This window comes from Pseudomonas protegens (genome assembly GCF_003732485.1).
Lineage (GTDB): Bacteria > Pseudomonadota > Gammaproteobacteria > Pseudomonadales > Pseudomonadaceae > Aquipseudomonas > Aquipseudomonas protegens_B.
Genome location: NZ_MOAK01000073.1, coordinates 167,442 through 192,926, shown reverse-complemented (window position 1 = coordinate 192,926; position 25,485 = coordinate 167,442). Strand labels below are relative to the sequence as shown.

The following is a 25,485-nucleotide window of genomic DNA, read 5'->3' as shown; positions in this document are numbered from 1 at the left end:
CTGCTTGGGTTATGTCCAGCGAAATGGCGCCCAGGCCAGCCATGTTCTTGCCTACACCAAGATTGAATGCATGGTAACGGTCCGTCAGTTGTGTACCGCCATACAATGTCCAACCGTCCGATAGACCATGTAACACAGTGCTTTGCAAGAGTTTTGGCTTTTCTTGCCCCTCAACTCCGCTGCGGTATTCACCCGCACTCAAAGAGTAGCGTGTATAGCCTTCTCGTTGCAGGAGCGGGACAGAAGAATAAGGTACGGTAAAGACCTGCGCGCTACCATTGGCCTCCTTAATGGTGACCTCCAGATCTCCACTACTTCCTACCGCATAGAGGTCACTAATGGTAAAAGGCCCAGGTGGAACCGTGTTTTGGTAAACCTCATAGCCGTTCTGTTTGATAGACACTTGTGCTGTGCCGTGCGCAATTCCGCGGATCACCGGCGCAAAACCTTTCTGGCTGTCTGGCAGCATGTTTTCATCGGACGCCAACTGCACACCACGGAAGTTGATACCCTCGAAAACGTCACCGCTGGTATAACGATCCCCTAGCGTTAGCCGCGAGCGGAAGGGTATAACATCACGCTCAAGCCAGCTATTAATGTGCTGCCATTTATTTTCATAAGTTGATAATCCACCGCCGTCGGTATAATTCCAACTTGTGTTATTACGTAACCGCCATGCGCCTACATTTATCCCGCTCTGCAAACTCAGGTAAGCATAGTTTGTAGTTCCACCGCTATCAAGACGGGCATTGCTACCGGTAAAATTATAATTGATTAAACCAGCATTGATACCATGATCCCACAACCCTGGCGAAATATAGCCGCGCACCTGATTTTCCATAAAGGCCTGCGGCACGGTCAAATTTAATCGCTGCTGACCAACGTCAAATTCAGTTGTGGCATCTTTGATCAGGTCGGCTAATGGCACGCACGCATCCCCCCCCCCCTCATCCATTCCAGGCACAGCCCCGGTATTCACTCCCATACCGGACAATTGCCCACGGGTTAAGCAAGGTACCAAGTCATGCCCTGTCTTCCCTGCTTTAAAGATCACATCACGAGTGTTCATAAACCCGTTATTCAGATAAACATCAACACGGTATTTACCCGGAGGGACTTCCTGCCCCCCTTCGAATGCACTCAGGTCTACCACCGCATCGGGGTTATCTGATAAAAATCGAGGATTGAAATAGAGCTCTGCCCGCGCAGAAAAAGTTGGTAGTGTTATGAAACAGGCTAGAGATAACGAAGCAAAACGAAGTCTATACAGATAACGTTTACATAGGCATTCCTCCAACCCCAACAAAATCCAGTTATTTTTTTTCATATATGAAATTCCTTTTTCCGGCAACTCTATCGTCCGGAATCTGGCTCCTCTTATCGCTCAGATTATGGGCTGTATCAGCCCCACTTGGCCTACTGCGTCACACCATTCGTTTGTGGGGTCAGTGCCCCAAAGTCATTAATGGTGCGGTAACTGATTTCGCTGCCAGAACCTAGCGGCAACTTGACAGACACTTCCCCCATTGGCGGAACAAGCGCATTTTCCAACTCTTGGAGACCCGCCCTGAGTTCCGTAACAGTCAGAAAGTAGGGGGTCGGATTGATCAGTAGCAAGCTGTTCGCACTGCGGCGAAAACGTAGTTGATTCACCGCCTGGTCTGCAGGCAAGTCCAGCTTCGCCGGCCGGTAGTAAAGTTTGATACGACTAGTAATCGCCAGCTGTAATGTATTTTCGCTCAGTTTTGACTTATCCATCGACGGAATAGCCTTGACATTGAGCCAGAACAGACTTTCTCGGTCCTGAGGCAACTGCTTATTTGTTGCATCAATAATCCGCAGTGTGCTCTCTTTTTTTCCCTGCATAGCAAAAAGTGGAGGAGTAATCACAAATCTTCCATCTTTCTGGCCAGCAGCATTTTCCACCCAGGATTGAATAAGATAAGTACTTTTTTCTTCATTGTTGGTGACCGCTAGCTGCACTTGTTTCTGTTCCGCTGGATAGATCACCCGAGTAGCGCCTAATGCCACACCTGCCGCGGCGCCGGCTGCATATCCGGTTACAGATGCTGCTAGCAATACTGTTAATAAGCAGGGAGTTATCGCCGTTTTTTTTATCACACTTTCACCTTTTTGTTGCTGTCACTGACATCTGCTTCCGGCCGGTCTCCTCCGTAGTATTTTTGAAGGATGAGCAGATCATCGGCACTACTGCAGGCCGTGGGTCCAGCAGTAAATGAATATCAGAAGAACAATGTCTGCCCCCTCTGACGAATGAAACCAATAATTTGTCTGGCCATATCGGTCATTATCTTTCGGCCTCTCAATTGAACATGACAAGACCTAATGATGATGCCCGTCCAATAATTAGCCGCCAGTGCAAAAGACGTCGCGGGGAGAGGGAAACAGCCAGGCTCGATACATTCTCAGTATCACTGTCTCCCTGGCCGCTTCTCCCTGCTTGACGAGCTAGTTAATCGTACTGAACTCTAAAGTTCACATCCGCGTTAGCATTACCGGCGGTGGCAACACCCGTTGCGTAGTAGCGTGCCTGGAATGGAAAAATATTGGTGCCCTCACTAAGTTCCAGTTGACCAGCAATGGCACTACCATCCACAGGTACCGCATTTCCGCTTGCGTCGAGAATTTGTACGCCGACATTGGCTGCCGCACCACCCGCGGACCCCTGAAGCCCCAGAATATCTTTGTGAGCGCTATTAATAGGAGTGCCATAAAAAGAAATGGCTGCCTTTTTGACCGTGGTGTTGTCACAGCCATTCAACTGAATATGGAACCCAACAGCGTTACTGGTTTCCCCATCCTTAGTCAATTTTGCAGTACGCACCTGACCCAATTGAACAGTTTGATCAATAGACTGTGCATCAACCGCGCAAGCGGCGTTAACAACTTCTCCTCTAAAGTGCACTGCACCGCCGTTAGTAGTAACGCTAGCAGCATGGACCTGCATAGCTCCCAGAGACAGAGCTGATAGCATGATGATTGCCGAACCTTTGACTTTCATAGCACATTCCTTTCAACAATTTATTTTTCAATTAAAGCGACAGCCACAGCATCGAATGTAAACCACCCCTGATTCTGAAACTGCCGATAGCATTCATATACCCCAACATAAATTTAGCCGAGATACGACATGCTCCTACAGATGGCTTCCGACTCTCTATAATCAACGAACAACCTGGACTCATCGCCAACACAAACTTGCGCTACAGCACCAAGCTGTTCTTGAATGCTAAAAAAGCCGAACCAGGCTTCTCGCCCTATATGAGAGTCGTTTTAATGCCAAGCTGTGTCTAAATATTACCAACTTGGTAGAAAGGCACTTTATAATAACTGCGAAAATTTTATAAATACTGCTTTAGCCAAAGCTCTCCAGACCACCGATATTACTTTACGAATCCTGCAGCAACAGGGCCGCATTGGGTACAGAACTTGAAACCATAAAAATCCAGCAGAAACATAAACTTCATGCTGCTATGCCATCAGTGCGCCCCCCCCCCTGCACACTGCATTCTTTATTATTCCTATTCGTCGACTAAGAAAATTCCCAAAAAAAAACAGGATAATCGGCAATACGCTTTCGTTAGCAGCCCTGAAATAATTAAGGTGCAAGAGGAGGTTTAGTCAATAGCATTACCATTTCAAAAACCCAGCAGTGGCCAGCATTAGCCTTACTCCCAAAGAACCAGGCACGGATAATTTTTTCAATAATATTTTATTGGTTTTCTGCAGCACTTAACAATTGAGAAACACGACCTACAGATGGATTACCACAGTCTAGGCTACTCGAACTATTATTTTTGAAACTCCAGATACACCGCCTCGCTAGATTCGACAGTTGGCGTCATTGCCACTTCAGTTGATCCAATGATACCAGAACCCACCTCTGTAATTTTCAAAGGCCGTCACTATGGATTTCAACAAACAAAGGACGCATCCAAGACGCTCCTACAGCACAACTTGCCCCCTAAATTAAGATACCGTACGTCAATTCTTCTATTTCTCTCTAGCCCCCCCAAAATGCATGCCATAGAAAAACTTAAAAACAAGCCATTTAGACTGAATACCAAATGAAATCCCATTTCGGCCTGATTAAAGGTGCTTTCCGTCTCTGCCGCACTAGGAACGATTCCCATGAGAAAAAAAAACCTCATACAAGAGAACAATCAGACTAGATATCACCCTAATGCCAGAGCACTTGATTTAGCAGGGATTATCTATGACTCCGACTGTAAACTTGTCACACACTCCACCCAATGGTCTTTTGGCAGAACTGACCGCATAGCGGTGGAGGGCGATCACAACGTTAAGGTCGCGAGAAGCGAACATACTATTTTTTTGTTCGAAGATGGTGAAAACAAGAGAGGCCATGGCACGCTCAATGGCAAACCTATTTACCGACGGGGATTACTACGCGGCAAAATGGACCTTATACCCAAGGATGCCGAATACATATCTACCTATATAGGTCCTCCAATACGTTTGACTACGATAAGTTTTTCGGACGACCTTATCTCGTTGATACCATCCCGTCGTAACATGTTCCAAATCAAGGCCAAGTTTTACATAATGGATAAATTCCTGGCCACTGCCTGCTGTGAGTTTGTCAATACCGACTCGCCTTTGCTTAAGGAAACACTGGCGTTAACGATACTTTCCTACTCTACCCAGCTTCAAACTAAAAGCAGCCACAGCGGACAAGCCTTTTTATCGAAACACCTCAAGAACATGCTCTCAGATTACATTGAAGAGCACTTGGACACTGAAATAAAGATAGCCTATCTCGCTGAGCTCTCGCAGATCAGTACCTTTCACTTTATTCGTCTGTTCAGAAACTCTTTCAACCTTACGCCTTACCAGTACATCATCCAAAGGCGCCTTATAAAAGCTGAAATACTGCTGACACATACCTTGCAACCGATTATAGACATTGCACTAGCCTGTGGCTTTCAGGGTGCTTCGCAATTCAGCTACGCCTTCAAAAAAAACAAGGGCGTCTCACCCATCGAGTTCAGAAAGCGGCAATCATTGATATAAATTAGCGAACAAGGTCTCAAGCTGACCTTTCATCAGAGGCCGAGCCTGTAAACTCAATATGACCCGTTTGTACTGCTGCTGTCTTTCACCGTCTTATACAGACCCGGAAATCACCATAGCAAACAAATAATTATTATTGATTTTTTTCAACAGAAAATCTTGTAGTATGGCTTTTCCCGCCCCCTATACCCCCCACAATATTAGAAACCGTGACGAAAGCTAGTACCCTCAAGCTCATCGATAGAACAATGTCGAGATAAGAGCCTTATAGAGCCTGAAACAGACGTTTGCCGATACCAGAAAACTCAACTCTCTGCATATGCCTCCAACAGCAGAAGCTCACCTAAGGATTTAACTTTCTGAAATTAGCGACCGATTGCCCGGTCCAACGCTTGAAGGCATATCTAAAGCTGGAAGCATCCGAATAGCCAAGCTGCTCACTGATCTTGCTTATTGATAACTGAGTCTGCAGTAACTGTTTTGCTTTTGATTGTCGTACTTCATCCAGTATCTGACGAAAACTGCTGTTTTCCGAAGCCAGCCGCCGTCGCAATGTTCGCTCTGTAATCTTCAGTTGATAAGCGACAGCCTGGATATCGAGATAAAGTCCCGGCAGTGACTCGAGCAGAGAAACGATGCGCTGTTTTAAACCTCCCATTTCTGCCTCTAGCAGCTTATTGAAGCTCTCACTGGCCAGTAAAAGAGTAGACTGAAAAACAGCTGGATTGGCCGTGGGAAGTGGGCGATCAAGCTGGCTTCTAGGGAAGTGGAATACAATATCACTGCCACGCAACCTAACCGGAAATCCAAAAAAACTGGAATAGTCGAAACCGTTCGGCAAATATCTAGGCATTGTCAGACCCGATATCTTGAAAGCTCCACCGAACAAATCGTACAACAGTTTGTGGGAGGCGGAAGCCACAACATTGGCATGGAACTGCTGCTCCAATGCCGTCCAACCAGGAAATTGATTCAGACTGATGAGAATGCGCATCTGGTTATGTATATCGTTGCTGACGCGAATATCCGCAATATCACGATTAAATAGTTGAACGTAGGCCCTGATAACCTTAAACGCATCGGCAGCACGCTCGGCACTAAGCAGAACCAGGCCTGCCACGCCATAATCGGATATATGGTAGTAGCGCCCCAATTGCAAGCCTGCTTCTGGTGCCTGCGCGTGCTTGACAATCCAGTTGTACAACATCTCGCTAGGTAATTGTACTTCCTCTCCCCTAGTCAGAGACAGCACTGGCGAGGCCACTCCCCGATCATTAAGATAGTTCTGCAAAGGACGCCAATCGAAATCAAATATGGGTTCAATCTGCATATTCACCTGCCAGACGTTATTTTCCGAGCAATCGCACGAAAAGCTTCCAGTGTCTTATATTCCATGAGAACACCATTTTGATTGTAGTCCGCATAGGCAGAGTTTTTTGCAATGACCACCCTTCGTCGTGGGTTGACGTAAACAAACTGGCCATACACACCTATCGCCATGAACTCTCCTTCATTACCCTGCGGTATCCACCATTGATATCCATAGCCAAGACTCGGTTGACCTTCTTCTTGAAAGCGTCCCGGCAGTAAGTGCTCTTTCTGCGAAGTAATTGATCTTCTTACCCAGCGCTCATCCACGATAGTCTCACCAGCCTGATTACGACCATTATGCAAATAGAGCAGGCCAAGCCTAGAGAAGTCTCTCAGGCACAGGTTAAGCCCACCAAAAGCGAGCTCGGTAGCATACGCATCAGTGAGCCATTTACCATCACACTCGGCCCCCAACCGGGACCATACCTTTTCCTGCATATACTCTGCAGGCCCCTTACCTGTTGCGCCCTTGAGAACCATGCCCAAGACCTGAGTATCTACACTAATGTAATTGTGCTTGCGCCCCGGCGCCTCTGCCAGTTTTAAACCAGAGACCCAATTATTGACAGAACCTCCCAGCGCAATGATTATGCTTAATTGGTTGATGCCCGACTTGGGATTGGAATAGTCCTCGTCAAATACAACTCCAGAGGACATCTCTAGAACATCTTCCAGTGAGACGCCTTTATAGGCACTGTTCTTGAGCACTGGCGCATATTGGCTCACCAGATCCTGCAAGCTGTGGATTGCGCCCTCTTTGAGCGCAATACCGATCAGCAGCGACATGAAAGATTTAGTGACAGACCAACCGATAGCCTGGGTTTGAGCAGTATTGCCCTGGTAATACTCCTCGAAAGCTATTTGATCATTTGCCACAACCAATAGACCAGTAGTACCGCTTTCTCGAACCCAGTCATTGATACCAATTTTTTTTCCTTGAAACTCAAAATAGGCCGGTAGGTTTTTTGGTGATACGCCGAGGGGTAGTGGTTCTCCTGAACGTTTAATAGTCAGCGCGTCGAACATCAAGGGCATAGACCGAAAGTTCTCAACAATTTTCTCGCGTTCAAAGAGTGTATCGCTTTGCCAAATCCGTAGCGATTTGCGACCTACGAAAATCATCAATATACAGAATACGATCATTACAGAGATCAGCACTAGCCGCTTAGGATAAGAGCTATTCATTCAGTTGACCTCAATTCGTTCCCATTCGACGCAAATTCGCAGGCTGCCAGTAACTATCGGCAGGAGCCTCCTGCGGAAATTGGCGAGGGGCTTTCTCCTGACTGCGCAGACCCAAGGCGCTATAGTCGCGACTAATCAGATCGTGATAGACAATCATGTCAGTGGTAATGGTTGGCACCTCATAAGCCTGCTGGGTATATGCCAGATTGACTCGCCACAACTGACCACGGCTGTCGTAGTTTTCAGCGATGAGAATGTTCCAGCTGTCCTCATCCAGATAGAAACGGCGCTTGGCATAAACATGCCGCTCACCTGACTTGAGCGTTGCTTCCACTACCCACACACGGTGCATTTCCCAGCGAGTGAGATCAGGGTTGATATGCCCTTTCTTTAAGATATTGTTAAACGTCAGCCCCGGCTGATTCAGCCGATAGTTGTTGTAAGGCACATAAAGCGCTTTGCGGCCCAGCAACTTCCATTCAAAGCGGTTGGGAGCTCCGTTAAACATGTCAGCATCGTCACTGACATAACCATCTACTGGATTATCATATGCCACCGTAGGCGCACGCCGAACTCGGCGTTGGCCTGGAAAGTAGTTCCAGGCCATTCGTGGGGCCTCGACCTGGTTGATGGTTTCGTGCACCAGCAAAGTCTCTCCAGCATTGCGTGAAGGTGGCAGTACCTGGTTCATATAGCGATACAATATGTTGTCCAGGCTGCTGGAGTTTTGATCGGCCGAGTAGTAATTGGAGAGCAGTTGATTACGTTCACGATAAGTAGAGAAGTCCCCATTTGGAAGAACCAGCGCTGTTGACGAAACCTCATCGAAGTAGCGCCCCTGCCATCGAGTTATATGATTCCAGATCGCTTCAAGGCCATTTTTTGGAAGGGGGAACGGGATGCCGCCATAGGCATGAATGAAACCGTTTCCACCTTCGGCAAGTTCGGCATTGGTTGCGTTGAGTCGTGTATTGGCATAGACCTCCTGTGGCGCAGCAAAACTGCGTTCGCTGCTGTATACCGGAATGCGAAAGCTGTCCGGATAAGCTGCGAAAAGAGCCTGGACGCCGTCACTCAGAGATCCGGCATACTCCGTCCGATTCTGAGCATCGATAACAAACCGGGGGAGCTGGCTAGCGTAAGGGTCAGTATCAAAGTGTCCAGCGCCGGCAAAGGTCGGGGGAGCTTTCTGCAGCCCCCCCGTCCAGACGGGTATCCCTAGCGCTGTGTCGCCGGCACGGATAGCACCAAAGGGTGTGAGCTCATTATCGAGACGGCTAGCCTCCTCGGAGGAAACCTTGGCATATGTGGTGAGAGGCAGCAGGGCGAACAGCAGCGCGCCGACCGCTGGATGACGGAAGCGTTTCATGGCGATATCCAATCAGAAAGAATAGGAAAGGTTCAGGGCGAGGTTGTCGCGATCAATCAGCGAGTTTTCCTTACGTGCGCCCCAGAAAGCAGTGTAGCTAAGCTTGCCACTAAGGTTTTCACTGTAACGCGCACCCAACTCGATCGTGGAAGACTTGCGGCCTTGTATGAAGTTCTCGTTCAGCGCAGGAGACGTGCCCGATACATCCTGACGGAATGTAAATCCTGGCATCAGATCAATCCCCTTCACAACGTTCTCCCAAGTACCACTGAAGTTCAGGGTATACCCCCAGGAGAACGGGGACAGGTAATGGTAGCTCGAACTGTTAGTCAGACTGCCTGGAACATAATTGGAAGCGACCTCCGCTACCAATAGTAAACCGTCCAACGTTAGAGCAGGGCCGAAGGTATGGATGGCCGATAATGAACTGGTATATAGCTCTCCGCGGCGATAGAGGTTAATTGGCCGATTATCTGCAACACCGAAACTCCCCAATTCGATCGGAGCACCACTGCCGCCCCCTTGGAGTAATGCGCCTCTCACCAATTGCTCAATCTCATCGGTCATCGAGGACTCCAATGGAGCATTGGGACGATAGGTCAACTCTGCAGCCAGATTGGTATCATTGATATTGCCGGAAATGGTGAAACCAAACAGGCGGATATTTTCCGGGTAGATCAGATCGTAACGGCTTTGGTCGAGCAACTCCAGACCATCGACCAATGGTATGTATTCTGGAGCCAAACTATTTGCAAGCCCACACAAACTGGCAAATTTTCCACCGCCTCCCTGGCTGCAACCATAAGGGGCTCCCGGATGCAATGAAACAAATGGCACCTTACTGTGATAATTGAGATAGTAGAGGCTGAACTCTGTATTATTTAAGGATTCGGATATGTAGCGTAACGCAACCCCAAACTGCCCACTATCGTGGGCTTTGTGTTCTTTCCCATAACGCGACGCAGCCACAATACCGTCTTCGCCGTTTACACCCGGCACGAAACTGGCTGGAATTTCCTCGCTTGCCAGCTCGCTACGTAAGTCGGCGATAGCACCTCGACTCCCTTTACCCAACACATCGGTATTATTGAGAAAGGCACCGGTGGGCATCAATTGATTCGCCTTCCACTCCAGCCCATAAAAGCTTTCCATACTGAAGCTGTCGCTAAGCCCGACCTGAAGAGACACCATGTTGGTTGGCAGGAGTGCTTCCTTGAGACTGGCAGAGGGCAGCACAATACGCCCTACATCGGCGGGATTGACTACGTTAAGACCATCAGCGTAATAGATCCCTTCACCCCAGTTGATAACTTGCCTACCGAGCCGCAAGTTTACGGGCATATCATAGATCTCACGGTTGCTGTAGACATATGCATCCAATAGCCGCGTACCATGCCCAAGCCGGTTACGCAAATCGGACGGATATTTACGAGCACTGTCGCTGTTATGCGTTGCGAACTCACCTCCGCTGGGTGGATGGTCCATTAGCTGAGTGTCATACCAGGCACTGCCGCGAATGAAGAAACCGTCATCCTCATACTTGAGGCTCAATTCCGATGTAATCTTAAACTCACTGGCCACCAACCCTCGCGAGTAATATTCACTACCATCGTTAGTATTGTCGAAAAGATTCCGCCCCTCACTAATGATACGTTCGGGCTTTGCGGTCCGATACATGGCCGAATAGTCTAGAGTGCTATCCAAGGATGCATCAAGCCCTTCTACCGGTGTATTAAAAGGGAAAGCGAGTACTACACAGGGGGCACTCAACAAACCCCATGAAAGGACAATTGCAGAGGATTTATTCATTATTATCAGCTCATTCAAGAGATTTTCTCACTGGGCAAATAACAACATTGACAGCAATCATGAGCTAGAAGAGAAGCGGACAAATTTCAGGAAATTCCGGACGCGCCCTCTACCCCACACCAGCCCTGTACACTCCTCCCAGCAGTTTTTCCTGCGCCTTATATCTAAAGAGCTATATATCCTGCTTTTTTAGCACTATCAAATCAAACTTATCGAGACAGAGGGTGGTCCCAGAATAAAGACGCATGACATGACTGTAAAAAGTCCGTTGAATCGCTTCCCGCATCAGGGATGCTGCAAATTTAACAGCAACAATTTGAGTCAGACAGAAAGCACCCGTCGGTAGTCCTCCGTTAGTATTTGCATCTTCACAAAGAACGTTTGCGCTACCTCCTGGCTCGCTTCGATACCCTGCGCCTCAACCAGCAGCTTCAAGCGGTCACAATCGACCACCAAATCGGATTCCTGCAATGCCAATAACGCGCCCTTCAGACGATGCAGACGCGCCAAAAACCGCTTGCTGTCAGTCATATCTAGCGCCGCTAGAAGATTTGCCTTCTCTTCTTCCCAGCCAGCCAAGAAAAGCTCCTGCATTTGCTTGTCGATAGGGCTCAACCGAGAAATGACAGCGGGGACCGCTACAGCTGAAACTGGAAGTTTTAATACCCCTTCGATCGCTCCTCTTAAACGATCCAGACTGACAGGTTTATGCAAAATATCAGCGAAGCCCGACAACTTAGCCTGTATTTCCCCGGCAGCTTCTGCCGTACAGGCAATTGCCGGGACATCAATCTTGTGTCGGCGTAACTCGGTCAAAAAGGTCTGCCCATTCATGATCGGCATCCCCAGATCGGTGATAACCAGGTCATAGGTGTTGGCCCGGCACAGATCAAGCGCCGCCCTGCCATTTTCAACGATATCCACTCGATCATAACCAAGTGCAGCCAACTGGTGCTGAATTAACTTGCGATTCACCGGATCATCTTCAGCGACCAAAAACTTCACATCCTCCCTCTGATGCGGTGCACGGTGCGGATTGAACGGTGAACGGAGGCCTATATAATTATGTCGACCACACAGGGTAAGCGCATATTTGAGGCGGGATGACGAGAGTGAGGTCAAGTACCAGGAATCATTACGCCGCTCAGGGGTAAGAGGTCCATCCCCGGATAGCACCAAACGGTCTAGGTAAGTATCTTGAAACTCACTCCACGCCTCAGGAATATCGTGGCAGAACGTGGAGAACACAATGATCGATTGATCATCATGGGCGGCCACTGGTGCATCCAGTTCAGCGCTGACCAATTGAATATCTGGCAGCCAATATTGAATTTGCGCCATCAGGTTAAATTGCCAAAGCAACGAATCACAAACTACAACGGCACTACGAAACAGTGGCTTAGTGATTACCTGGGCCTCTGGAGTATCCTCGTGATGACGAACCAGAGGCAGGGTGATTGTGAAAATCGTTCCCTCGCCTTCGAGGCTATCGACAGTAATTTCACCCGCCATCAAGTCCACAATTCTTTTGCACAATGCCAAACCGAGCCCCGTTCCCCCATATCGACTAGCGATACTACTGTCGGCCTGTACGAAAGGTTCAAAGATCCTCTTCAATTGTAGAGAGGAAATACCTATACCTGTATCACTCACGGAAAAGCGCACTCTTTGTCCTTCCTCATTCGCATCTAACAGAAGTGCGCGCAAGGTGATAGCTCCGCGGTCAGTGAACTTGCGAGCGTTGCTCAGAAGATTCATCAAAAGCTGATTGATTCGATGCCCATCCCCCAACCAGACTCCTGCAAGGTAAGGGTCAACAAGACAAAAAAAACGGACATTACGCTCTAAAATAAGCGGAATTATAGTTTGACCGCACTGTTCTACTAGTTCATCAAGGCGAAATGGTTCTTCATTCAGACGCAACTCGCCGGCTTCTATTTTTGAAAGATCAAGAATGTCATTAATTAACAATAGCAAGGTATCAAATGCTCTCCGAATGGTTGAGACACGTTCTCGCTGTCGCACTGTCAAATGTTCGATTGCCAATAGTTCCAGATTACCTAGAGCACCGTGCAAAGGTGTTCGGATTTCATGACTCATAGTGGCCAAAAACATAGATTTTGACTGATTGGCTTGATCGGCTGTCTCGCGCGCATGCTCAAGCAGGCGAAACGCCGACTTTTGGTCACTGATGTCGGTAAGACCGAGGACTACAACCTCGCGCCGCTGATAATTAGCTCTGGCAAAGTCTACCGCCAACTCGCGCCTAATGCCGTTGCTTGCGGTCAAGTGTATTTCGGTATGATTAACTACCCCGATCTCCATGGGCCGCTTCTTTGAAGCCTCGCCCGCCGCAAAAGACAGATCTTTAATCAAACTACTATATACTTCGTCCGTTCCATCCTTAGCACCAAGCAACTCACGGGCCATTTCATTCTGCATCACGACAAGATTTGATCCCAGCTCATAAACAATAAGCCCCACTGGCGCAGTAGCCAGGACCACTCGGTTGAACGCTTCGCCTTCATATACCTGCTTGGCCCGAGTGACCAGAGGAACAAGTACCATACGATCAAACGAGATCACCCCCCCCCACAAAAGAAACAGTATAATCAAATCTATTAAAAATAAATAAAATAAACGCCCCTCCATTTCTTCCATCAATGTCCGCCAATCAATTACATAGACAGCAAACCAATCAGGCCCAGCAATACGTTGATATATATATAATGTAAAATATTCCCAGTGCATATTTATATGCGTAGGACGCACACCATCAAGCAAGTTCCACGCAGGTATTTCATAATCATCATATGCTGGGTCATCCTCACCGTACTTACTGATAACTCGGGGTATCAAACTTACCCAGGTTTTCTCTGGCTTATCAAGGGATTGAACATCAAATACATGTTTCAGATCCCGAGACAGTACAAAGAATCTGTATATAGGGCGAGCGTTTTGAAACAGGGCAGCAAATCGATCGATCGGGATTTCGACTACCGCAACTGCAATACGTTTTTCATTGTCATAAATTGGCACAGCAAATTGCGAGACCCATTCTCCCGTGATCGGCGACCGTCGAGTGTCGAGCCAAACTATACGTTGCTCCTGCATTTCTGCTGGAGGAACCCGCTCGATCGCTGCTTCAACAGCAATGACAGATTGCTCAATGAAACTTTGGCGTCCTTCCTTGCGGATCAGTTGCATCTTAGCCTCAGGCAGAGGCGGCCAACTGGCAAGAAAATGTCGGTCGGTCGAATAGATAAATACCCTTAGCCCATAACCTTTATTCAATTGAAAGCGTAAAGGAGTCTTCATCAATGCCAATGTCATCTTTAACCGCTCAGTGAAAACCGAACCGTTGTCAGTAGAAACGACTGTCAGAACCCTATTTACTGGCTCAACAGGGATAGTCAGGAGCCCTCCGCCTTGGTCAAACAACTGCCTATACCGGGGCATATCCAACCCGTGGTATCTTGGGTGCTCTTTATGCAACTCATAGCTTTTAACACTTAGCATCAAACTCTTATAATATTTATCTCGATAAACCTTAATAGTCTCCTGTTCACTATTGAACTCACGCTCAAACTCAGCCGCAAGACTAGTCAATTGTAGAGTGAATACTGAGAGCGTCGCCCCCAAAACCGCAAAAGTTACGGCAATGCCCGCCCCTATCAGCAGCCGACGATGGTAGATGCCTGGAAAGTCCTGAGAGGTCGAATGTAAACGATGCAGCAACCTTCCAGGTGTAAAACATCTTTCATCCATCCCTTGGCCCTTTATCAGGCATTTAAAAAATTTCTTTAGATGCATTGATCAAACCGACGTCATTAATTACGCCCAGTTTTATCATGGCTCTCTTTTTTTGAGTACTAACTGTCTTGATACTTCTGTGAGTGTGCCGGGCAATTTCGGTAACCGACATGCCACGGGTAAACAGCCGGACCACTTCAAGCTCCCGCGCCGTCAGTTGCATGCTAGAGAGTGCCGGTGTTGAAAGATTACTAGTCATGACATGCTGCAGAAGCATTTTTGATGTGGTCGGATCCAGATAACGCTCCCCTTCAAGTACCCGATAGACTACCGACACCAGACTTGATAGTTCATAACTGGCTTTGCTGAGAAAACCCATCACGCCCAATTGCATGGCTCGTTGCACAATCACCAAGTCATCATGGGCGGTTAATACAATGATGCAGATCTCCGGATGCAATCTGCGAATGCGCTCAAGCAATAGCAAACCGTCCGTTTGATCAGGAGCATCAAACGAATAGTCGCAAATAAGTACATGGCAGTCAGTTTGCTCGAGGACACTGAAAAGTTCACTGACAGAGGTTGCACTACCAGCGACATGAAGTCCGGGCGCTTCTTCTAGAAGCTTCCTTATACCCAGTACTACAACGGGATGATCATCAGCGACTACGATATTTTTGATAGATGACAGTTGTTGATTGAAGCTCATGATCAGTTACCTGAAAGGTTAGCGAACCAGAAAGTGCAACTGCTCGGTGCACTTCGAGGCTGCCGAACTAAAAGGCCAAGGACAGTGCTACGCCCACCGGCACCGCCCTTAGTAATGACGAAATCAGTATAGCACTCGACTGATTTGACAGTTTTTGTACGTCACGGTTAAACAGTCTCGATCCCTTTTTATCCTCACTCTCCTGGTTAGCGAATTTGCTGGGCAACCACGCGCTCATTTGAACCTCCAGGAATACAAGGGGCGCTAAACCGTTCAAAGCGGCTTGTCGACGCCTTTTTTTCAGCCGGCGGCAATGCATAGGTCACCTGACACTGCTGAGCCTGGCTCTCTCCCCACTTCACCATGAGCGTGCCAGCATCCTCGACCCCTCTGACCATGACCCGCCCACCTTGCCCGACTACACCGGCCACTGCGCCGTTCGCCGATAGTACCTCAGTGCCAAAAGGCACATTTGTCCCGGCAGGAAGTTGCAAATCGATAACCACTGCCCGTCCCGTCACTGTTTCAAATTTGGCGATGACAACTGCCCCTGCTCGAGGCACAACGCTTCGGGTGGTGGAGGTGAATTCGACATCGTCGGAGATACCTCGAGGATCGATATCAAGTGTATTGCGCCTGTAGGGGGACAAATAAGGGACAACTGCATAACCCCGCTCATCGACTTTAATCCCTGACTGGGAAGTGATGGACGCACCGGCAGCCCCCGGGGCCTCAATCACTCCAAAGGTCTCACTGACCTGCTGACCAAAGGTGACTCCCCCAGGGTGAAGCACCACAGAACCAGAGGCCCCCAATGACGCCTGATTGTAGCCGGTACCGCTACCAACGGAGGCACTAAGGGTACCTATGCCGCCTCTATAGTTACCGTATGAACTGATCGACTTTCGACTTTGCTCGTCTTTGTTCGAACTGACACCCCAATCATATTCGTTGTTGGAGCCACCAGAACCGCCAACCGAGCCCTGCAGGCCAGTACCATTTTTATTGAATGTAACACTGGAGGAAGTACTGATTGTCCCGCCCAATGGGATATTGAACGTCACGGCCAATTGATCGTCGCGCTCACCGCTCTGATTAGTCGAGCGCATGGCGGAGATTGAGTAATTGAAGTAACGAGTGCTGCCACTGTAGCCTACCTGATATTGCAAGGACTTACCTTTCTGGTTCCAGTAGTTACTGGCGATACCATTGAAGTAGATCGATCCATGCTCCCCCAGCGACTGGCTCAGTGTTGCTTGCAAGGTGCTACGTTGGCGCGAAGCCTTGTAGGTCGTATCAAAATCGCGACGTTCGAAGAGCGACGTCGAACCGTCAAGATAGTTAGGGTCGCTAAAAGCGTCTCGCCAGTCCTTAGCATTTATACCGTCCAATGCCTGCATGGCGTCAGCCAGGTTATAAAAGCCACTAGTGGAATAGCGGTAGGCCGCAATCGACACCGAGCTACCGGTTTCCGGCAAAGTCTTACTATAGGAAAGGCGCGCGCTCTGGCCGGTCGATGTACCTTTCTCGCCCTCCGGGCTGACCTGGGTCCTGGCGTGTGTAACGTCCAAACCGAACGCTCCCAAGCTGGTGTTCATTGCAACTCCGACCATAGGCGCCGTATAGCCCTCTGCTGCCAGCATGCCGGTATATCCGGTAAACGTATTGTTCAGCCCGCGCTCGTAAGTCAACTGTCCGACCATACGCTTGCTACCGGTATCAAAGCCGCTTCGGTACTGCCCCAGAGCGGCGCTGTAACGTTGGGCGCCCGGACGCAACATTCGTACGACCGAGGCATAAGGCACGCGAAATTTACGCTCCTGACCGTCGGCTTCAGTCACGCTGACTTCCAGGTCCCCACCGTATCCGGATGGATATAGATCATCAATTTCAAAGGGCCCCGGCGCCACCGTCGTCTCGTAGACCACATAGCCGTTCTGGGTGATCTTGACCTTAGCGTTGCTATTGGCCTGCCCGCGCACAATTGGCGCATACCCGCTCAGAGCGTCGGGCAACATTCGCTCATCGCTGGCTATTTGCACGCCACGCATCGAAAACGAGTCGAACAAATTGCCATTTGTAGAGAAATCACCAAGGGTCAATTGTGAACTGAGGCTCTGAACTTCTCGCTGCGCATAAGTATTACGGTTCTGCCAATGGCGTACGCGACTGTTCCAATCGAAATTCGATTGGGAGCGTAGTCGCCAGCCAGCCACGTTCACCCCCGCCGTGAGTCCCAGAAAGTTTTGTACACCTTCCTGCTGAGTACTACTGTAAAAGCTGCCGTAGTTATAGTTAAGCATTCCGGCATTAACGCCGCTGTCCCATTGCGAGGGATCGACATAACCTTGGATGCTGCGCCGCAGATAAGCCTGTGGAACGCTGAGCAATAAACGCTGCTCACCGTCATCGTAATGCACTGAAGAGGGGACAATCCTGCTGGCAAGATCGACGCACGCCTGCCGATCTTTGAGATCCATTCCAGAAATCTTGAGCAGGTCCAGACCAGCACGATCCAATACATCAACCGTTAGGCAAGGCTTGGCGCTCTCCTGGCTCTGCATCGCCTGAAATTCGACATTGTCGCGCCCGACGGCAACTTGGTTAATGACAATGTCTACTTGATACTTGCCCGGTGCAATGAAATTACCTTTGGAAAACTTTTGCAACTCCGCAGCATTGGTCCCTCCCTGGAGGAACGTGGAGTCGAACTCATACTCTTCAATCGCCCAGACAAGATGGTAAGGAGCCAGGCATAGCACAATCAACAAAGGTGAAAACACCTGGCTTTTTATTTTCAAAGACACGGATGAGTACATGAAAGTTTTCATGGGCGACCAATAAATAGGCAAAAGGATTCCGCTACCGGGCAACCGGCAAAAAATACTTTCAAATGAATTGGAGTTTACGGTTTCAGCGAAGAGCGCCCAGTACGAATCGCGCCATAATCATCAATACTGCTGTATTCAATTCTTACTTCTCCGGCAGGACGGCCACTCAAGCTAATGTCCAGTTGCTGACCTGGAGCAACCATTCCTTCGCCGATCTTTTTCGTACTGCCGCCTTCCACCAGAGAAATCTCACTCATTGACACATAATAAGCACTAGGATTCGAGCACCGTACCACCCAACCTTGCCCACTCTGCTTTAGAGACCAGACAAGTTTTGATGGGGCGTCGGAGGCGCTACCCGCTAGCCCTTTCGGACGAAAGAACAGCTTGACCCTGGTACGGAAAGCCAACTGAAGCGTGCTATCGTTCTTTGCCGCCGACCCCTTTGGCGGAATCTCCAGCACGTTAAGGTAATACACAGATTCACGCTCAGCGGGAAGCGGTTCTCCAGTATAGGTCAAGCGTAGAGTTTGCCCCTGCCCCGCTTCGACCCGAGCCAATGCCGGCATTAACAAAAAAGGCACTTTGAGCAAACTAGGATCCTGGCTTACCTCTCCGCTATCAATCCAGGACTGAAGCACAACAGGCTGAACGCCCACGTTACTAACCTTGACATTGACCTCACGCTCTTCAGCCTCGTAAATCACTCGACTGCCGTTTAATATGATAGAAGCATGAGCCAACTGACTCAGCAGGAGGCCGGAAAAAAAAACTGCAAGAATTTGACGCCAAATATCACCCACAACAATGCACTCCCTAACTGGGAAATAACATGAAAGGGAGGCCACGCCTCCCTCTCAAGACCATCAAGGATAAATAATGGAGTAAGTAACACTACCGTTTACTTGCCCTGGAGTTGCAGCACCTGTTGCATAATAACCAACATAATAAGTCATATCAGCAGATTTAGGAGCAGTTCCTGCAGCAAAAGTCACTCCATTTACAGTGCTATTATCACCAATCTTGATTACTGTGTTATCAAGATTTCGCAATTGCAGCTCAACATTTTTTGCGCCGCCAGCATTAGTATTTTTTATACGACCAACTGCTGCTTCCACACCAGCACCAACAGACTCAAAGCCAACCTTAACAAGGCCAGCCAGCTCCTTATTACAACCAGTGACACTAATAGTAAAAGGTTTGAAACCACCCGTATTTCCTACATCAGCAAGCGATGACGCATTGATTTTATCAAGATTAACCTGAGTGGTTTTACCCGCGCCACCGTTAGTCACAGCGCAAGTATTGTTAACGACCTCACCAGTAAAATTCACCGTACCATCGGAAGCAAACACCGACAGAGAGAGAATCCCGGTAGCAACGGCAACCACCAAGCAAGAACAGCCAAGTTTCTTTTTCATAACCCTAATTCCATACACCCGCAATGCAGGTAATTATAATGACGGACTGCCAGTAGCAGATTTCAGCCCCATGACGGCGACGGAGAAATTATGCGTCCTCGCCCTCAGGACTTCGAGCACTTGGCCTCCTATTAAGCCAACTCTAAATATCCTATTTTCAAATAGGATTGTTCCTACTGAAACTTAAATTACCAACAGAAACAAGGCATACAACCAAGCTCCGAACAACATCACATAAAGGCCGAAATCAGGGTATGACAACTACAGCATCATCTCAAAATAAGTGCGGCAATTTTCGCGACGCATGTCATGCGGATCAAAACATGGACAGCATGATAACCAGGACCCTCGCCCCACCGAAAAATCCATTCAAAGCCAATCAGCGCTGCTCCCACAGTGAGCCATCGCCAACAATACGAAATCCATATAGACAGGAAGAAAGCACGTATGCTTGGTGTGGGTGTGTGTGGGGGGGGGGGCGAATATTCCTAGCAATATCATGATATTGTCCCCACAGCCTAATGACAAAAAAACACCTGACCAAAATCATATTGATGACATCTCTTGGCTTAAGTTTTACTGCCGACCCATATCAATTTCACACAATATTTTCGAGAACACAGCCATATATGCAGCACAAGAAAAAAGAAGCGCTACAATCGCAAATACTCTTGCACCGACAATATTCCCAAAACAAAAAACGAGCAATGCTCAGACTTTTGATTCGATAAATAAATATGAAGCTACACCGCAATATAGGACTTCAACATCAATATAGATATAGGCTTGAACATTGCTAACTCAAAGTAACAGTTCGACCAAAGGCGATCACCTCATCCGCTTATTTCTAAGTTAATTATCCACTCTAGGGAGCTCAAAACTGCCACCTCACACATCCACGCGCTTCTTTTACCTTCATCAACAAACGCAGTGCTGTTATCCATGATGCAAAAGTTCTAATTGCGCCGCAGCTACTCTGCTGTTCTACTCCGGGCTTCGAGCAACCGAATTGCATTTGATCATCCGATATGAATGTTTGACCTTGAAATGCCCCTGGATCATGACTTCCGCATGCAGGAGCTGGTTTTGCACTAACTGCGCTTACACAGCTCTTTTCGCATGTCTACGGCAAGCCGCGACCTACTAAATGATCCCATGACCTGCATACTCAATTTTTTCTCGAGGTCGCAGCCCCACCCTCCAGCAACAGGAGCCATTTATAGAAAACCAGTCAGAGAATTCCTATTGACAAATAGGATACTCGGTACTACCCCGCAGCGAACCCGGTAAAGATAATGCATCCATGACACAAGCTATAACATCTACCCCGAGGCACCGAATACCAGCTCATTGCTGTAAACAACAAGCTGCTATTTGCCCAACTAGAGTTACTGAATTTTGTGCTTATTTCATAAAATTTTTCAATGACACGCCAGGTTAAGTTGGCGACTTTCGTCAAGCCCAGACCAATTAAGGACTTCTTTGACGTTCACGCCAAATTACAAACAAGCAACCTCTTGCAATTAATGTTCTATAAATCAGCTCGTCTGCTCTATCAACTGTAGAGAGAATCGGTTTCAACATTTGTAAAAACTATCGCGCCCCTTAGAACTGGAGACGTTCTTCGCGCGATAGCCAGTATAAATCAACATTACCTAAGGGCAGGACTCTCGAAGGTATCCCATGATCGCCGCCAATGTGGCTATTAACTATCGAGCACCATGTGTTATGCCCCCACTTAAAGCTCTCGTCATTTCCACAGACCCGAGGTACAGAAATGAAGCAATCGATATTTTTTCTCGAACCTTCCCAGGCTGGATTTGTCGTGAATATCGTGACGGATCCGCTTTATCTTTTATCAAGCGCCAGCCTTGGGACATAATTGTTGCTCCGCTGGACATGCAGGAAATAACCGGCTTTCAGTTGATCGATGCCTTGGCCGAACAACCTCGGGCAACACGTGCTCGGCTTTTGCTCAGCCATAGTGATAATCCCCATGTCGCGGATGCCGTCAGGGATTATGCGTGGTTCAAAGACGTCAGTGTCTTGTTGAGTTCAGGCTCACCTCAGGCCTTTGATATCGCCAGTCTGATAAATCTTCCTTTATCGGTTATTCAACCTGGCGCTTACAGTAACCGTTCGCTTGCTTCGAACTGTAATGAGTTATCGACTGACAAGTGCCTGGAGCAGGTGGTGGCCTACTTCCAACCGCAGCATCGCGTCATTGATGGCGCATTATGTGGGGCCGAAGCCCTCGCCCGATGGCAGCACCCGACTCATGGCATTCTGAACCCGCCCTATTTTCTGGAGCGTTTCCACTCCCCCTCGCTTCGGTCTGCTCTCTGGAAGCAAATGCTTGATCAGACCATTTATGCACTGCATCAACTGAACAACTCAAGCCTGAGTGTGGCCTTGAACGTTACACCAGACGTGGCCAATACCATTTCCTGGGCAGAAGATATCGCTCAGGGCGTGGCCCAAGCAAACCTCAAGCCGCATCAACTGGGCATCGAAGTGACCGAGCAGACCTGCGAGCTACAGGAGCCAGCCCTAGCCGGCGTTATTGGGCATTTGCGCCTGCGTGGCTTTCCTTGTGCAATTGACGACTTCGGTACCGGGACTTCTTCGTTACAGCGGCTGGCAAGAATCCCCTTCAGTCAGCTGAAAATTGATCAATCCTGTATTCGCCAAGCGCGTACCAGCCTGCTAGCCCGGAAAATCCTGCAGTACACCGTTAGCCTGGCTCAAGATTTGGGTTTAAGTATTGTCGCCGAAGGTATTGAAACAGAAGAAGACTTTGAGCGTATTGCACAGCTGGGCTGCAATATTGCGCAAGGCTTTTATTTCGCCCGTCCTATGCCATTGAATCAATTCTTGGCCTATGCCGCCTAACTCCAGGAATAATGAATAATTGTTAAGAGGCAAATCGATGAAAATGAAGGATTTCCGCATTCTGATTGCAGATCCGAATTTTAAGCATCAGATGCATATCGAAAGGAGTCTGAACCAGCTGGGTTATTACCGTATAACCACTGCCACTACACACGAGGAAACTCTCAAGTTAACCAGAGTAGAATCCTGCCAGATCGATGTACTGATTATTGCAAAGGAATTGCCAGCATCAACACAGGACTCCAAATCTTATGGCAGTAATAACGGTTCGTTCAATGCTCGATATATCTTGCGATACCCCAGTGTAGAGTCAGGCATTAAAGATACACGCTGCTCGTCAAAAAAGGTGTCTATCACAACCGAGCTGCCTGGCGCTCTCTCCCTCTATCTATTTATGCAGTCCGTTGAATTGATGGACATAAATAGCCCGGCAGGAGTTCTCGGCTATACTGAAGTACACCCCCAGCATTTGCTTATCACCGACAGCGAGTCATGAAGCTCTTCACCGTGGCCGAATCTACAGTGAAGCTTCAAGGTAACGAATGCGATTTATCGCTCTACAATTGATTTACCAAAGAACTATATCACTCTAAACATCATTGAACCTTATGGTTGATATACCCCGCTCTAAATTCCTACTCAAAAACCAGCTAGATTCCTATTGCCGTCCGGGGTTCTGCTCCATAATCTATATTTGCTATAGTCACGTTATTTTTTATGCCCTACATCACGTAGCCAGAACATAAATTAATTATAGCCATCAAATTCGGAAAACACGCTCCCATGAAAAAAGAATTCAAGATCCATTTTATAGCTTTTTTGATGCTGAGCGCTTGTGGAGCTCAACAGATGGTGAATGCAGAATGTAAATTTTTCGACAGCAAGCAATCTACTCAAACTATTACCTATACAATCCCTGACTTATCGTTTGCGCGAAATGCTAATATCAGTACCAGTACACCGATCTACTCTTCGCAACCAATACTGATGCCAGGAAGTGCTTCTTATACCTGTAGCCCTGGTTTCCATGGGTTGACAAACATGCTTGGAGCAGACGCAGCTCCGGGAGCTCCCCAACCTATAGGAAATACCGGACTTGGATTCAAAGTAAGTATTGCCGCGGGGAAGTTGTTTAACTACCCGAGGGCTCTTAATGGAACATCAGGCTTTAATGGGCAATCTCTAACATTAGATCTTTATAAAATCGGCCAAATAGCCGATAATGCGGAAATTCCTGCAGGCACTGTCGGCATGTATAAAGCAGATAGTATTGAAATCATAATTTTCAAGATATCAAACCCAATAAAAATCACCAACGCCACCTGCCAGATTGCAAGTCCTCCCCCTGTCAATATGGGAAAAACAAAAATAACCGACTTCCCATCGGGACAGTACACTTTGGCGCCTCCAGTAGCATTTAATATCCCCCTTAGGAACTGCCCACCTTTCAAGGCAATTACTTACCGGTTTGATCCGACGACAGCCATATTGGATAACCATGCCGGAGTTGTCGCACTGGATAGCACATCCACCGCCAAAGGGGTAGCCGTTCAGATTCTAGACAATAGCAACAATCCGCTCCCCTTAAAAACAGAAAAAAAACTAGTTGCCAATACAACAGCCGGTGGAGACTTTAACATCGCGCTCAAGGCTGCCTACATTCGAACGGAAAGTAACATCACTGCCGGAAGCGCCAATACATCTTTAACGTTCACGATGGACTACAAATAAAACCCACTCACCAACCATATATAAAAAGGCAGGCCCAAACCACTAGACACTTATATCATTTTACCTCTCCTCAAGGCGAGTTCAATCACAACAATAAAATTTCCTTGCACATAAAATCGCATATACCTTTATGAGAGTAGACGTGCTGAAATACTTCTCCAGCGTTTACCCACCACTAGTGGCGACTATAAAACTTTTCACTTCGACTGGATCAGCAGTACAAACCTAAGCGAATTCTGCCGATTGAATGCGGCTCATCGACCTGCAACTGTCTTGCTAAAGGCACCATCTGCTTCCCTGGACACCGATGGCCGCCCCCCTAAATTCCTACTCAAAACCTCCCGAATTCCTATTTAAAAATCACCCGAATTCTTATTGCGATTTTGGGTCCGTGCTAAACAGCCTATTAAGAGCCACAAAACGGGTGCATGTGAGCAATAAATATAAATACAGGAATAACCATGGCCCTCAAAAAATCGAACACGTCTATTGCGAGCTTTATCATCTCGCTGTCTTGCTTCACAGCAATAGCCTCACCCTCTCCTTATTCCAACTTTTTGGTGTTTGGTGACAGTATGAGTGACGCTGGCCAGGTTCCTGACCTAAAGGGCCCTTCTGGCTCCACTCTACGATTCACTAATCGGACCGGTCCCATTTATCAAGCGGGAAGCGGAGAATACTTTTCCTCCAACATGACACAATTGCTTGGCGCTGCGCCAATTTGGATAGAAAATCTTGTACTTCTCAAAAATGCGCAAAGCTTCGAACCTAGTAAGGAGTTAATTAATTTACTATTGCGCCCGGAAAACATTGCCAATATATCCAACTATCTCGCGCCCCCCCAAACTCTAATAAGGATGCCACAATACTGTTGGACCAGAAACATCTTACTAATCCGATGATCTATCCAAGCAAAGAAGTCATGTCCACACTATTTCCTATTGAGCCGCTGCCGCTACCACTCGAACGCATACGAAATCGAGTCTGGACCGAAGTAAAAAGTGGTACTTGAAATCATTTGAAGAGTGCGGCCAAAGACCTGCGGACACCACTGGTCGGTCACGTGCAGATTGGATACTGACTCAACGTGGATAATTGGTCTGTGAACGAACCCCATGAAAGACAGGACACCGTTTCCCCCTTACGATAAGGATAGGAAAACGGTTATGTTTATGACTAACAGCAACGATAAGAGTGGGGGCTTTTGGGCCAGGAGCGGCGGCGCCGCTGGAGCCCGGAGCAAAAGCTGGCCATGGTTCGCGAGAGTCTTGAGCCAGGACAAGGCGTGTCGGTGGTGGCTCGGCGCAACCGCATCAATGCCAACCAGTTATTCCTTTGAGCTGTATCAGGACCGCAGCC

Annotated in this window: 16 protein-coding genes and 2 pseudogenes; 6 read left to right on the top strand and 12 right to left on the bottom strand. The window is 48.0% G+C overall.

Annotated elements, in window-relative coordinates:
* The 3 genes from BLX41_RS35720 to BLX41_RS19075 form a co-directional block, all read right to left on the bottom strand.
* The coding region (locus BLX41_RS35720) for a fimbria/pilus outer membrane usher protein (protein WP_311197552.1) at positions 1-1,327 on the bottom strand (1,327 nt) is incomplete at its 3' end.
* 89 nt (positions 1,328-1,416) lie between these two features.
* Positions 1,417-2,121, bottom strand: a complete 705-nt coding sequence (locus BLX41_RS19080) for a fimbria/pilus periplasmic chaperone (RefSeq protein WP_123726140.1) — start codon at positions 2,119-2,121, stop codon at positions 1,417-1,419.
* Between the two features lie 352 nt (positions 2,122-2,473).
* Entirely contained in the window at positions 2,474-3,022 is a 549-nt protein-coding gene (locus BLX41_RS19075) for a fimbrial protein (protein ID WP_123726139.1), read from the bottom strand.
* Between the two features lie 1,130 nt (positions 3,023-4,152).
* Between BLX41_RS19075 and BLX41_RS19070 the strand changes: the two genes are divergently transcribed.
* Positions 4,153-5,055 carry a helix-turn-helix domain-containing protein gene (locus tag BLX41_RS19070; RefSeq protein ID WP_123726138.1) on the top strand — a complete coding sequence of 301 codons (903 nt, stop codon included), beginning with the start codon at positions 4,153-4,155 and terminating at the stop codon, positions 5,053-5,055.
* A gap of 343 nt (positions 5,056-5,398) precedes the next feature.
* Here BLX41_RS19070 and BLX41_RS19065 read toward each other — a convergent pair whose 3' ends face one another.
* The 9 genes from BLX41_RS19065 to BLX41_RS19025 form a co-directional block, all read right to left on the bottom strand.
* Entirely contained in the window at positions 5,399-6,385 is a 987-nt protein-coding gene (locus BLX41_RS19065) for a helix-turn-helix domain-containing protein (protein ID WP_123726137.1), read from the bottom strand.
* A gap of 2 nt (positions 6,386-6,387) precedes the next feature.
* Entirely contained in the window at positions 6,388-7,611 is a 1,224-nt protein-coding gene (locus tag BLX41_RS19060) for a serine hydrolase domain-containing protein (protein WP_185073679.1), read from the bottom strand.
* 10 nt (positions 7,612-7,621) lie between these two features.
* Positions 7,622-8,980: a DUF1329 domain-containing protein gene (locus tag BLX41_RS19055; RefSeq protein WP_123726136.1), complete on the bottom strand. Its 1,359-nt coding sequence runs from the start codon at positions 8,978-8,980 to the stop codon at positions 7,622-7,624.
* Positions 8,981-8,992: 12 nt separating this feature from the next.
* Positions 8,993-10,789, bottom strand: a complete 1,797-nt coding sequence (locus BLX41_RS19050; protein WP_123726135.1) for a DUF1302 domain-containing protein — start codon at positions 10,787-10,789, stop codon at positions 8,993-8,995.
* Positions 10,790-11,110: 321 nt separating this feature from the next.
* On the bottom strand, positions 11,111-14,602 hold the full coding sequence (locus BLX41_RS19045; protein WP_123726134.1) for an ATP-binding protein: 3,492 nt from the start codon (positions 14,600-14,602) through the stop codon (positions 11,111-11,113).
* Positions 14,580-15,251, bottom strand: a complete 672-nt coding sequence (locus BLX41_RS19040) for a response regulator (RefSeq protein WP_123726133.1) — start codon at positions 15,249-15,251, stop codon at positions 14,580-14,582. Before BLX41_RS19040 ends, BLX41_RS19045 begins: the two co-directional genes overlap by 23 nt.
* A gap of 206 nt (positions 15,252-15,457) precedes the next feature.
* Complete coding sequence (locus BLX41_RS19035; RefSeq protein ID WP_185073677.1) at positions 15,458-18,070, bottom strand: fimbria/pilus outer membrane usher protein; 2,613 nt, start codon at positions 18,068-18,070, stop codon at positions 15,458-15,460.
* Positions 18,071-18,156: 86 nt separating this feature from the next.
* Positions 18,157-18,885: a fimbrial biogenesis chaperone gene (locus BLX41_RS19030; RefSeq protein ID WP_185073675.1), complete on the bottom strand. Its 729-nt coding sequence runs from the start codon at positions 18,883-18,885 to the stop codon at positions 18,157-18,159.
* Between the two features lie 63 nt (positions 18,886-18,948).
* Positions 18,949-19,503 (bottom strand): fimbrial protein, encoded by a 555-nt coding sequence (locus BLX41_RS19025; RefSeq protein WP_123726130.1) that lies wholly within the window; start codon positions 19,501-19,503, stop codon positions 18,949-18,951.
* A gap of 1,683 nt (positions 19,504-21,186) precedes the next feature.
* Between BLX41_RS19025 and BLX41_RS19020 the strand changes: the two genes are divergently transcribed.
* The 5 genes and pseudogenes from BLX41_RS19020 to BLX41_RS35710 form a co-directional block, all read left to right on the top strand.
* Positions 21,187-22,395, top strand: coding sequence for an EAL domain-containing response regulator (locus tag BLX41_RS19020; protein WP_123726129.1), 1,209 nt, complete (start codon positions 21,187-21,189; stop codon positions 22,393-22,395).
* Between the two features lie 37 nt (positions 22,396-22,432).
* Positions 22,433-22,891, top strand: a complete 459-nt coding sequence (locus tag BLX41_RS19015; RefSeq protein ID WP_123726128.1) for an ANTAR domain-containing protein — start codon at positions 22,433-22,435, stop codon at positions 22,889-22,891.
* Between the two features lie 287 nt (positions 22,892-23,178).
* Positions 23,179-24,126 carry a fimbrial protein gene (locus BLX41_RS19010; RefSeq protein ID WP_123726127.1) on the top strand — a complete coding sequence of 316 codons (948 nt, stop codon included), beginning with the start codon at positions 23,179-23,181 and terminating at the stop codon, positions 24,124-24,126.
* A 461-nt stretch (positions 24,127-24,587) separates the two neighbouring features.
* Positions 24,588-24,836 (top strand): annotated as a pseudogene (locus BLX41_RS35715) (autotransporter domain-containing esterase); the annotation flags it as partial.
* Between the two features lie 494 nt (positions 24,837-25,330).
* Positions 25,331-25,485 (top strand): annotated as a pseudogene (locus tag BLX41_RS35710) (transposase); the annotation flags it as partial.